Here is a 12191-nt window from a genome sequence, read left to right as displayed (position 1 = left end):
CGGAAGACCGGGGTTTTCTAATCAATAATTACTTACTTCAAATGGCATCAACCGCCGCCCAAAAGCCCCGCCAGCAAAGTAGCAAGAGAAGCGGGATCAGCAACCAAGCCAGCAATGGCATCACTTACCGCAGTCGGGTCAGCCAAATCGGTCAATGTTCCTATCAATGCTGCCTGATCACCGGCAGGAAGGCCAGACAATAGACCAACCAAGTCTGCTTGATCTGCGCCCGGTATACCGGCAAGTAAATCAGTCAAGGCTTGTGCGTCAGTTGGCAAACCACCATCCGCCAAGCCTGTCAAAATACCGATCAAGTCAGCTTGGTCCGCTCCCGGTAAACCTGAAAGCAAATCTATCAATGCTTGCGGATCAGTCGGCGCACCGCCATCAGCCAAGCCAGTCAGAATACCTATCAAGTCAGCTTGGTCCGCTCCCGGTAAACCTGAAAGCAAATCAATCAACGCTTGCGGATCAGTCGGCGCACCACCATCAGCCAAGCCAGTCAGAATACCTATCAAGTCAGCTTGGTCCGCTCCCGGTAAACCTGAAAGCAAATCAATCAACGCTTGCGGATCCGTTGGAACATCGCCATCAGCCAAACCAGTCAGAATACCTATCAAGTCAGCTTGGTCCGCTCCCGGTAAACCTGAAAGCAAATCAATCAACGCTTGCGGATCCGTTGGAACATCGCCATCAGCCAAACCAGTCAGAATACCTATCAAGTCAGCTTGATCTGAACCCGGCAGACCTGATAACAGGTCAATCAAAGCCTGCGGATCTGTCGGTACATCACCACCAGCTAAACCAGTCAGAATTGCGATGAAATCCTCTGGGCTAGGTGCTCCGTTGCCACCGTCCCCAGCAAGTCCTGCCAATACAGCCAAGAAATCTTGAACCTCTTGAGGAGAACCGGCTATCAGCATATCGAATACTGCTTGTAACTGCTCTGGATCTGGATTTGATAATGCGTCAACCAGTGGCTGCAGTTCTTCCGGAGCATTGTCAGACAACATTGCAATTACACCGGCTACCGCATCTGGATCAGCAATAGTTTCAAACAAGCCCTGTAGCTGCGCTGCAGGATCACCGCCACCACTTCCAGGTACTGTAGGATCAATTGCTCCTGTAGGTGCTGCAGCCACACAGGTTTCATATACCTTCACCGCTTCAGTTAAATCAACGGTTAGTAACTGCGCATCAATAACCAGCTCTATACGGTCGTAGTCATTAGGCGCAATAAAACCCAACAGATACTTAGTTTCATTATTTGATGCGCTTGGATCTGGGAAGCTAAACGCGCCCGGGTCGAATGAGGACGCGGGATCTTGGGGGTCAAACGCTGGGAATAGCGCGTCGTTGGTGCGAAGTAAACCCTGCCCAAGCAGCGCAATTTGACTATTTTCACCAATGCCAGCACCACCGTTCTGCACACCGTTTAAGTATGTTTTAACGCTAACACGACGCGTAATACTTAAATCAAGCGTACTATTAGGAATGCTAATAATGAAGCCAGCAACCTGACCAGCAGGAATCGCAGCCGGCATATTGACTTGCAAGGTTTGTGAACCCGTTAAGCCTAAACCGCCATCGCCAAGTAAAGGCGCATCAAGCACACCAATATCGTAATTAATGATCGCAAATGAGCCTAAATCTAGGTCTATTGCATTGTCTGCCGACACTACCGAGCACCCGTCCAACAACGGCGCAGTTATATCAGTAATCGTACAAATCAAACCAGTTTCAATTGCAGCGACACTTGAACCCGCTGGAGCGCCAGCAGTACATTCAAAGTTTTCAGCAATCACTGTCGGGTTACACGCTACCGCATTTCCGCTGCCATCAACTTCTTGGCCTGGATTAGGTAGCGGGCAGTTATCTGCGGCATTCGGTACCGTGTCACCATCTATATCATCGTCACATACGTCACCAATACCGTCGCCATCAAAGTCAGCTTGATCGGTATTTGCAACAGTTGGGCAATTATCAACGTCGTCTAAAACGTTGTCGGCATCGTTATCCGCTTCACAGGCATCACCAACACCATTATTACCAGCGTCATCTTGATCCAAGTTTGGCACTAATGGGCAGTTATCTACTGTGTCTAATACACCATCACCATCGTCATCGATATCACAGGCATCACCTTCGCCATCACCATCAGTATCGACTTGGCTAGTATTGGCAACGAGTGGGCAGTTATCTGCGTTATCCACTAGGCCATCTGTATCAGAATCATCACAGGCATCACCAATACCATTAACAGTAACTGTATCTGCCTGATCAAAATTAGGTGTATTTGGGCAGTTGTCATTTACGTTAGCGATACCATCGCCGTCAGTGTCTGTCTGACAAGCATCACCGATACCATCCTTATCTGTATCAATTTGATTGGTATTTACAACAAGTGGGCAGTTGTCGACATCATTTTCTACACCATCGCCGTCTTTATCAGCATCACAAACATCACCTTTACCATCAGCGTCTAGATCTTGTTGACCTGAGTTTGCATTAACACGGCAATTGTCAACAGTATCTAAAACACCGTCCGCGTCTGAATCGTCACATGCGTCACCAATACCATCGCCATCTATGTCAGCCTGACTTGTATTTGCAACAAATGGGCAATTATCAAGGTTATTCAAAACGCCATCGTTGTCAGCGTCTGCCTCACACGCATCACCAGTGCCGTCACTATCTGAATCCAGTTGATTTTGATTAGCTACCAGCGGACAGTTATCTGCGCCATCTAAAACAGTATCATTGTCATCGTCACTATCGCAGACGTCACCTAATCCATCGTTGTCGGTATCAACTTGGCCTGGATTTGAGATCGCCGGGCAGTTGTCTACTAAATCAAAAACACCATCGGAATCTGTGTCTTCACAAACATCACCGATCCCATCATTATCAGCGTCTTCTTGAGTCGGGTTAGGTATTAGGGGGCAATTATCTACAGTATTGAGAACACCATCTCCGTCAGAGTCACCCTGGCAAACATCACCAACACCATCACCGTCTGCATCTTCTTGACCAGGATTAGATACCAGAGGGCAGTTATCAGCGCCATTGCCCTTACCGTCGTTATCGGCATCAAGATCACAAGCATCACCAAGACCATCAGAATCAGTGTCTCGCTGATTAACATTAGAAACTGAAGGGCAGTTGTCGGTATCATTGAAGACAGAGTCGTTATCACTATCTTCGCAGGCATCGCCAACACCATTATTAGGCGTAACCGCGTTTTCCTGCCCAGGATTTGCTACTAATGGACAATTATCATCGGCATCTAGAACGCCATCACCATCATTGTCTGAGTCACACACATCACCCAGCCCATCAGAATCGGTATCACGCTGATCAACATTAGATGTGCTAGGGCAATTATCGACAGTATCTAAAATACCGTCACTGTCGCTATCAGTCTGAGCACTCGGCGTACCTGTGCTAGATTTACCATCATTCGCTGACTTACACCCAGTCAACTGGAACGACGTGGCCATTACTATCAGCAATGCCACAACTAACTTCTGCATTTGCATGCCCTGCTCCTTCAAGCGATTTTATTAAATTATCGAGTCGTTAAACGGAATTCAACCCGTCGATTAGATGCTCGCCCAGTAGGCGTATCGTTACTTGCTATCGGTGCTGCTTCGCCATAGCCCCTTGCATCTAGACGGTATGATGCAATTCCGTTATCAACTAAAAACTGCTTCACAGAACCAGCACGCTGCTGCGATAGGTTCAAGTTATAGGCGTCCGAGCCTACACTGTCGGTATGCCCTGCTATTTCAATATTGACGTTTTTCTGACTTTCAAGAAAAGACACCGCCGACATCAAGGTATTCTTGCCAAGTGGTGTTAATTTGGCAGAGTTTGTTTCAAAGGTGATATTGGCAATATTAATAACTTGTTGCTCGATTACACAACCACGTCCGTCAACACGCGCACCAGGCAGGGTATTAGGACACTCATCAAATTGATCAACAACGCGATCGCCGTCGCTATCTTTAGGTTCAACAACGACCTGTTTGTAAACGACTTTCTCTACGATCACTTCTTTCTTCTGCTGTACCGTACCTAATGCAATTTCCAAACCCAGACCGAAACGGATATCTGAGCGACCGTCTAAGTAATCGTCCTGCACGTACCTAGCTTCACCGCGGTAACGCAGCCATTGCAAATCAAAAATGCGGCCAACAAAGCCGACGCCTACGTTCCAATAGAAAGAATCTTCATCTAGAGAATCCGGCACAACGTCATTCTCAGCAAACCCGATACCGCCTAAAATAAACGGGGTGAACTGCTCTCTATTACCAAATCCATACTGGAGATCTAACCCACCACCTGACTGATAGAAATCACTGCCGTTGTTGTCACCTGTCTCGAAGGTATTATCAAAATACAAACCTTCAATATATAAACGTTCAGACAAGGGATAGCCAAAACCTAGCTGCCATCCATTATTTGTAGACTCAACATTCCGATCAGAATCCGTGTTAGTCATCGTACCTAAGGCATATATATGGGGGTAATTGAGCTCATCCGCAGCAAAAACTGGCGTGGAGATGACGCTAAACATAGAAACAAACACGAACAAAAAAGCAAGACCAATGACTCTATACATCCTTAAACCCCGTTATTATCTCTACGTGTTTGTGTCCATGGAGCATTTATTTCTTAGCTATACCGACACCGGTATAGGTGGATATACCTATTGACCCCAATTATCGACAGAGTATTACGCATATTTAACTCCGTGTTAATGGCTAATGATAAAAATACCAATTTTGATCGGACTTTGGCGCATCAATAGATCTTTTTGCGACCAAACAGGCCTCGCAAATCCTTTTTGTGAAGCCACACCACATGGAAGGCACCCATAGAACGAGGTATCGCCTAGTCAATACGTGGAAAAACCAGCAACTTAGCTAAATAGTTATAACACTAAAGTTAATGCTAATTACAAAAATAGTGAGGAACTACGACGCGGATCACAGAATTGAGACATTTAAAAAACGTGCAACGTCAGAACCGTCGCGATCAGCAAAGCCCAAATAGGGAATGATGCCAACGCATGGGACGTCTAGCAGGGCTTTTAATGAGGACAGATTTTCTTCAAAACATAACATTTCTGGGTCAATTCGGTTAGCCACCCAGCCAGCGATACGCAGGCCATCAGCTCGAATAGCCTCTGCAGTAAGCAATGCATGATTAATACAGCCGAGCTTCATACCTACAACAAGAATAACAGGCGCCTGTAGCTCAACCGCCAAACCCGACAGAAACTCTTGGCGATTTAGTGGAACTCGCCAACCTCCCGCTCCTTCTATGAGAATAAAATCGGCAGGTTTTAGCATCACTCCGCGGCAGACGCCGGTAAGCTGCGAGACGGATATCCTCCTACTCGCCTGTTCCGCAGCAATGTGCGGCGCTATCGGCGGTTCCAACAATACCGGGTTCACCTGCTGGTAAGGCAATACCTCGGTCATCGCCGCCATCAACATAACGGCATCTTGGTTTCGCAAGCCATCAACCGTCTGCTCAGAACCTGCGGCGACTGGCTTTATCGCAAGCGTACGTAAACCCTTTGCCGCAGCAGCCCTAAGCAAACCGCAGGCAACCAAGGTCTTACCAACATCCGTGTCGGTGCCTGCAATAAAGAAATGCCGACTACTTGGCATAAGACGTATCAACCATCATCAGACCACGATTACTATTATTTCTCTGCCACGCCGAAAGTCTGCCATGCTTCACGCAAACGCTCTTGGTTTGCGCGAATATAAGCTGGACTTAAGCGGTCACCATTGAAGTAACCATTACGTAAATTGAAGAACTCCGTTGGAATAACATTGGGACCAAACACCAAACGGTTGCCCTGCTCACCCAGAATTGTATTAATATCGTAGCGCCAGCTTGGCGTACCCGTTAACTGCACCCCGGCAAACCGACCGACATCCTTGCGCGGTGTTAACGGTATTGTGAAACCAATACCAGCGAAGTTATTGCCCTCTGACTTTTTATAGATCAGGTGTAAGCGTGTATCACCGATGTGCTGGGTAAAATCAATTTTATAGCCGGAATCTTCGCTATAAAATTCACCCGCAGTGATATTGACCTCACTATTCGTACTTTGGAAAAAATAACGCCATGATGCCAAGCGCGCATTGCGAGTAATACGCGGATCATATTTATCTTCAAAATCCGTCAAAATCACACGGAAACGGTTCCTACCATCACCCGGCTCCCAGCGACTTTCGAGCGACACGCCGTCATTGACATTAAAAAATCGACCATAGGAAAGCATCGTTGTAAAACCACGTCCCAAACGAACTGTTTGGCTTATAACGCGATCTTTGACACCATCAGGGATTCTCTGCCCTCGAAATACACCGCCGAATATTCCATCTTTTGTGAAATCATCGGTTTCTTGAACAGACCAGTCCTTTGAGATATTAAACGCCGCACCTTGCCACAAAGGAACAACAACATCGGCTCTTGCAGCTAACGAATAATCAAATACACCAAACTCTGTACCCAAAGTCGACGAAAGGATTGGCTTGATCATTACCGTTGGGCGAAACGCGAGGTAATCCTTAACATCATTGAACGTTGATTTAACAAATCCACCGTCGCCACTGCGACGACGCAATTTATTTGTGGGAGCTGCAATCATCACCGACTCTGGCAAGCCACCACGGCCATTCATGAACGCATCCCAAGCACCCACTTCACCACCGAGACCAAAAACGGGAATACCGTACTTTTCAAGCTGTAAATAGAAGCGATCACCCTCGGGCAAAATTGACGCTGCAACACCAATCGCCACAGCCAAGCCATCAATAACGTTGTTGTTATAACTTAAATTTTCAAAGGCGATAATCCACTCACGCCCATAGCGCTGAACGCGAACTTTTTCCAAATTAGACGCGTTAAACTCACGCTTCAGTTGAGCCTCGTTCTCAATACGAGCGCGGATATTTGGATCTTGGATATTAGAATTTGGCGGATATAGCAAAGGGTTCTTTTCAAGCTCAGGATCTAAACCATATTGCTCTTCTAGAATCTCAACATGTCTCGGCGCAACCGCAATACGCGCCCGTTGAGACGGTAAAGCTCTCTCGTATTTTTGCCCAAGCGGTATCTTTACATTAAAACCATACCAATCATTTCGACCGTCCACGCCTTCTTCGCCAGACAGCATCCAAAGCATCGACGCCTTCCAGCCCTCGGGCAATAAGTAATCAGGAGTAGACAATCGCACACCAGTGTTTTGTGAATGCCCATCATCTTCAAACAACACACTCAACCAATCCGTAGCAGCATATTCAACACCGCCAAAAACTCCATCTAAACGTAAAGTTTGCCCAGCACGACCATCGTATTGTCCGTAACCTAAAGTAGAACGAAACTTGCCATATTGCCAGGTTGTTACCGCATATTTAGTATCGTATTCATTAACTGAACCACCGAAATCCTGCTCGCCTAAGGCGAATGACACACCGTGCAGCAGCTCCCAAGGTAACTGTACCTTAACATCAAATGACAAATCAGAACCACTGGTGGTGGTTCTGCCGGTCACATTTCTCCCTACAATTTCAATATGCGGAAAAATACCTGCGCCAAGATTGATGTCGTTACCTTGGTCATTTAATTTACGATTCCGCGAAAAACGCCCATCGATTTGATTATCCCATGCGACTAACGCAGTACCGTATTCCAAAACAGAGGCGTCGGGGACATTAAGTAAGCCACTCATACCCTGCATGTTCATATTTCCCTGAGCCAGCGCCGAGACTGGCAATGCAAGCAACAAGAACGAAGCTAAAATATCCCTTTTCAATGAACACCTCTTTTAATTTTGCAGGCTATAAGAATTAAATTCGTAAATGCATTATATACGGATAAAAAAAAGGGCGACTGCTTAGCCGCCCTTTTAAATTTACTGAACTAGCGAATATTAACCACCAGTTCCGCCAGCACCAGTACCACCGGTACCACCAGTCGCGCCAGTACCTGTAGTAGGAGTAGGCTTAACTGCAGCACCACCTGCGCCAGTTGTACCTGTACCAGCGGTCGTGCCTAACGCAGGATTTTTAGCTGTCGCAAATGTAGTTGTTTTAGCAACCAAATTATTAACAACTACTGGATCAATAGCTGTACCCGCCGCAACACTAGCAGCTAGCTGAGCGCCAAGCGTACCAGGAGAAACACCCTTATCCTTCGCAATCTGAGCCAAACCTGCCAAGTATGAGGCATACAGACCAGCAGGAGAGTTAGGCACAACAGACGTACCTGAAGATACTGGAGTTGGCGCTGCAAGAATATTAACACCACCACCATTTGCACCTAAAGCAGGAGCAAGAACTCTCACAATCTCATTTAAAGATGCGAGAGCAGTCTCTACAGTCTTGTTACCAGCAGGAAGGCTATTATAAAGCTCAACCGCCAAGTCAGTTAAAGTTGTAACAGCTAAATTATTACCGACTGAAGTAAGCGTCGCCAAATTAGGAACGATAGATTTTATCGTTGCCGTGTTTGGCGTAAACGCTGCTGCGTCTGGATTTGCTTCATCGAAATAACTACCGCCAGTACAAGACACAATCAGCGGGAAATCTCCATCTGTAGTTTCTAAATCAAGTGCGATGGTACCATCTGCGCTTGTTGTCACTGTAGTGAGAGCTGTTGCCGCAGCGTTTCTTACAACACAGGTCGCGCCCGACAACGCACCCAAAGCAGCTGTAAGACTGCCATTTGTCACTGTAGGCGTGTTCGCATTTGGCGAGCTATCGCTGCCACAACCAACCAATAAACTTGCTGACAATATCCCTGCCGCAAGCAACCTAAGCCGCATACTATTAAACATTTTCATATTAAACTCCATTTCCATTTCTAAGACAGATTATTGCCAGCTTTGACAGCAAAAATGCTGCCCACCCCTTTTGTGGAACAAGCCTAAAAGACTCCTCCCAAACATTCAATCTCTATACCGCAAAATATTTTGTCATCAGCGTGCACCATTGACAACCACATTGAACGGTACTACCACACAAATTAAGTAATGCGAGCACATTAACCAGCGAAGGCACTAGTTTCAAGGTTTTCCTTTTACTAAATGCCCCGCCACCTTACGCAGAACGAACGAAATCGGTTATCGTCTAACACTTACTGACAGATTTTGGCCAACAATACATGTGTTTGATGGCATTTAAATTAAACTTCGCAATTAAGCGCAAATAAGCAAAATTCACGCCAATAGCCAAGACAACAACTGCTGCATCTTATTTCTCGACAAAAGCGGCCGACTACAGGAATAAAATTGCCCCACACCATACTACGAAGATCATATTTTCGCACCAAAATAATGCTATTGCACCCTTATGATTCTAAAAATGGAGCAATATTGCTCAAGCCTTTCGACACCTCAGATACCAGACCTGATAACTCGCAGGCAACAAACCGTTATGCGTCCTAAAATGCTCATACTCTATTGTTAAAGATTGAATTCGTTTGCGGCCAGTTAAACCGCTGGGTCTGCCACTGTTTACATTATGAGCACCGATGCTTTTCAGCTCACGGGTTAGATCCGACAAACGCTCATACTCCATCAACTCTGTATCTTCCTGCCATTCGTCAATATGGAGACCAGCATATTGAATAGCAGACCGCACTTCTTCTCTCGCTGGAAATTTGTTCACATGTGAGTAGCCGTCTACCTTCCGCCATGCTTCGCGAAGCTCAAATAAAGTGCCTGGACCCAATGTTGCTAAAACAGCGATTCCGCCAGGTTTTAGTACCCGCTCAATTTCAGCATACGGTGCGGGTAAATTCTCGCACCACTGCAGCGCCAAACTGGAAAAAATTTGCCCAACGCTATTATCTGCTAGCGGCAAATCTTCAGCATCACCACATAGCCATGAACATGCTACATCCACATAATGATTTTTGGCATACGACAACATCCCTGGTGCAATATCCGCAGCAATTATCTCGCCATCACCCAGATATTGCCGCAGTGCGCCCAGACTGTATCCAGTACCACACCCCAAATCCATCAATGGCGCGCTTGAAGACGAAGGCAACAACGTTATTAGACGATCAGCTATTCGACGCTGCACCACTGCAGCCTCATTATAACTAGCTGCGGCTCGACTAAATGAGCGGCCAATATTCCCTTTATCCAGCAAATAAGACTGTGTTTCTTTGATTAAACACCGCGACGTCGCAAAATTTACGACGGTTGAAATAAACTCACTCGGCGATGACAAAAACGGTATATGGCCGCAGCCAGAGAAAATTGCGCACTCATGATTGGGATAAGCTGAATTCAGCTGCTCAGCGACGCCGCTTGGCGTAATGACATCCTCAGCGCCTAGAACATGCAAAACTGGACAGACAATTGCGTGCAAAGCATCTCGGTTATCAATACCAACTAACCACGCCAAACCTTGAAGCAAATCACATGACCTTGTTGAAACATTTCGATTGCTCAACACTGCCTGCACATTATCTGCGCGCTTATCACCGTGCAACTGTAGCAAATTAAAGCGGCGCAAACCTTTTGTCGCATTTTTTTCGATGGAGGCCTGAAATGCCGAGAAGTCATGCTGAGGCATCGCGGAAAGCCATTTTTCATCTGCCACAAATACCGCATTGGTCGCCACAGTAATCAAACCGACAACCCGCTCAGGATGATTCGCGGCAATAGCAGTGGCAAACATACCTCCCAAAGACCAGCCGCAATATATAGCGGACGCTGGCAACATGGTTAATAGTTGTTCAATGATTTCCTCTGCACTAGTGTCACTAGGACACCCTGCGCTACGGCCAAAGCCTGGCAGATCAATTAAGGTAATATGAAAATGTTTACGCAAGGCAGGAATAACACTTCGCCAAATTTCAGAGTCGCTAGCCCAGCCGTGAAGTAATACCAACTCAGTAGCATCACCTCGGTAGGCCGCTAAATACTCGCGAAAAATAGCTGTCATAATGCCTGCGAAGCAGAGCGCAGCTCAGCAGGAACAACGCGAGACAACGCACCCAGTAAGGCGTCAATATCTTGATACGAATGAGCTGCGCTTAGGGTGATGCGAAGACGAGATTGTCCGACCGCGACCGTAGGCGGGCGAATTGCAGATACCAGCACACCTTCTGCCTCTAAACTTTCACTAATCATCATGGCAAGTGATTCATCACCGACGAGTAAAGGTTGAATAGCAGTATTTGAGATCATTAGCGGCAAGTTTAATTGCGCTGCCCCCAAACGAAACTGTGCAATCAAATCCCGCAAATGATCGCGGCGCCAAGACTCTGTAGTGAGTAAATCGAGGCTCGCCAGCGTCGCTGCGGCCACCGCTGGCGGCATTGCGGTGGTATAAATATAGGGCCGCGCAAATTGGATAAGACTCTCAATTAAGGTATCACTGCCAGCTACAAATGCCCCGAAACTACCAATACCCTTGCCAAGGGTTCCCATTAAAATAGGCAACTGCTCCTGCCCCAAACCGAACAACTCACCACAACCCCCACCAGTGGCCCCGAGAACACCAAAACCATGTGCGTCATCGGCCATAAGCGTTGCATTGTATTTTGTCGCTAAAGCCGACAGCTCCCCCAAAGAAGCAATATCACCATCCATACTAAAAACCGCGTCGACTACAATTAAACGCTTCCCTTCAATAGGTAGCGATTGCAAACGACGTTCGAGGTCGGCCATATCGTTATGATGAAAGCGCTGAAATTTAGCCCCACTCAAGAGACCTGCATCGAGCAGAGATGCGTGATTTAAGCGATCTTCTAATATGTGGTCGCCCTTACCAATCAATGCGGTGACAGTGCCTAGGTTCGCCATATAACCAGTCGAGAACAATAAAGCGCGATCTCTACCCGTTACCTCAGCAAGCCGCTCTTCTAATCGATGATGCACCAAGGAATGTCCGCAGACCAAATGCGAGGCACCACCCCCAACACCGAATTCCTGAGCAGCATTTTGCATCGCGTTAATAAGCTGCGGATGATTCGCCAATCCGAGATAATCGTTGCTGCAAAACAGTAATAATTCACGCCCATCAACAACCACCCTCGGGCCCTGCGCCGACGCCAATACTCGCCGACGTCGATAGCGGGATTGTTCATGGCGCTCCGCCAGCCGACGCTGCAGAACATCATTTATCATGATTAGTTTACTGCCGAAT

7 protein-coding genes are annotated in these 12191 nt (G+C 46.9%); all 7 read right to left on the bottom strand.

The window, feature by feature from the left end:
- Positions 1-47 precede the first annotated feature (47 nt).
- A complete protein-coding gene (locus O9X78_RS11170; protein ID WP_269619765.1) occupies positions 48-3539 on the bottom strand; it encodes a thrombospondin type 3 repeat-containing protein in 3492 nt (1163 codons plus the stop codon).
- Between the two features lie 29 nt (positions 3540-3568).
- Positions 3569-4624 carry an OmpA family protein gene (locus O9X78_RS11165; protein WP_269619764.1) on the bottom strand — a complete coding sequence of 352 codons (1056 nt, stop codon included), beginning with the start codon at positions 4622-4624 and terminating at the stop codon, positions 3569-3571.
- 367 nt (positions 4625-4991) lie between these two features.
- Positions 4992-5681, bottom strand: a complete 690-nt coding sequence (gene bioD, locus O9X78_RS11160; protein ID WP_269619763.1) for a dethiobiotin synthase — start codon at positions 5679-5681, stop codon at positions 4992-4994.
- 35 nt (positions 5682-5716) lie between these two features.
- Complete coding sequence (locus tag O9X78_RS11155) at positions 5717-7840, bottom strand: YjbH domain-containing protein (RefSeq protein WP_269619762.1); 2124 nt, start codon at positions 7838-7840, stop codon at positions 5717-5719.
- Between the two features lie 117 nt (positions 7841-7957).
- Positions 7958-8869: a hypothetical protein gene (locus O9X78_RS11150; RefSeq protein WP_269619761.1), complete on the bottom strand. Its 912-nt coding sequence runs from the start codon at positions 8867-8869 to the stop codon at positions 7958-7960.
- A gap of 535 nt (positions 8870-9404) precedes the next feature.
- On the bottom strand, positions 9405-10985 hold the full coding sequence (gene bioC / locus O9X78_RS11145; protein WP_269619760.1) for a malonyl-ACP O-methyltransferase BioC: 1581 nt from the start codon (positions 10983-10985) through the stop codon (positions 9405-9407).
- Positions 10982-12172 (bottom strand): 8-amino-7-oxononanoate synthase, encoded by a 1191-nt coding sequence (gene bioF / locus O9X78_RS11140; RefSeq protein WP_269619759.1) that lies wholly within the window; start codon positions 12170-12172, stop codon positions 10982-10984. Before bioF ends, bioC begins: the two co-directional genes overlap by 4 nt.
- Positions 12173-12191 lie beyond the last annotated feature (19 nt).

Origin of the sequence: Zhongshania aquatica (assembly GCF_027257955.1) — a bacterium.
Lineage (GTDB): Bacteria > Pseudomonadota > Gammaproteobacteria > Pseudomonadales > Spongiibacteraceae > Spongiibacter > Spongiibacter aquatica.
This window is presented reverse-complemented; position numbering and strand designations above follow the sequence as displayed.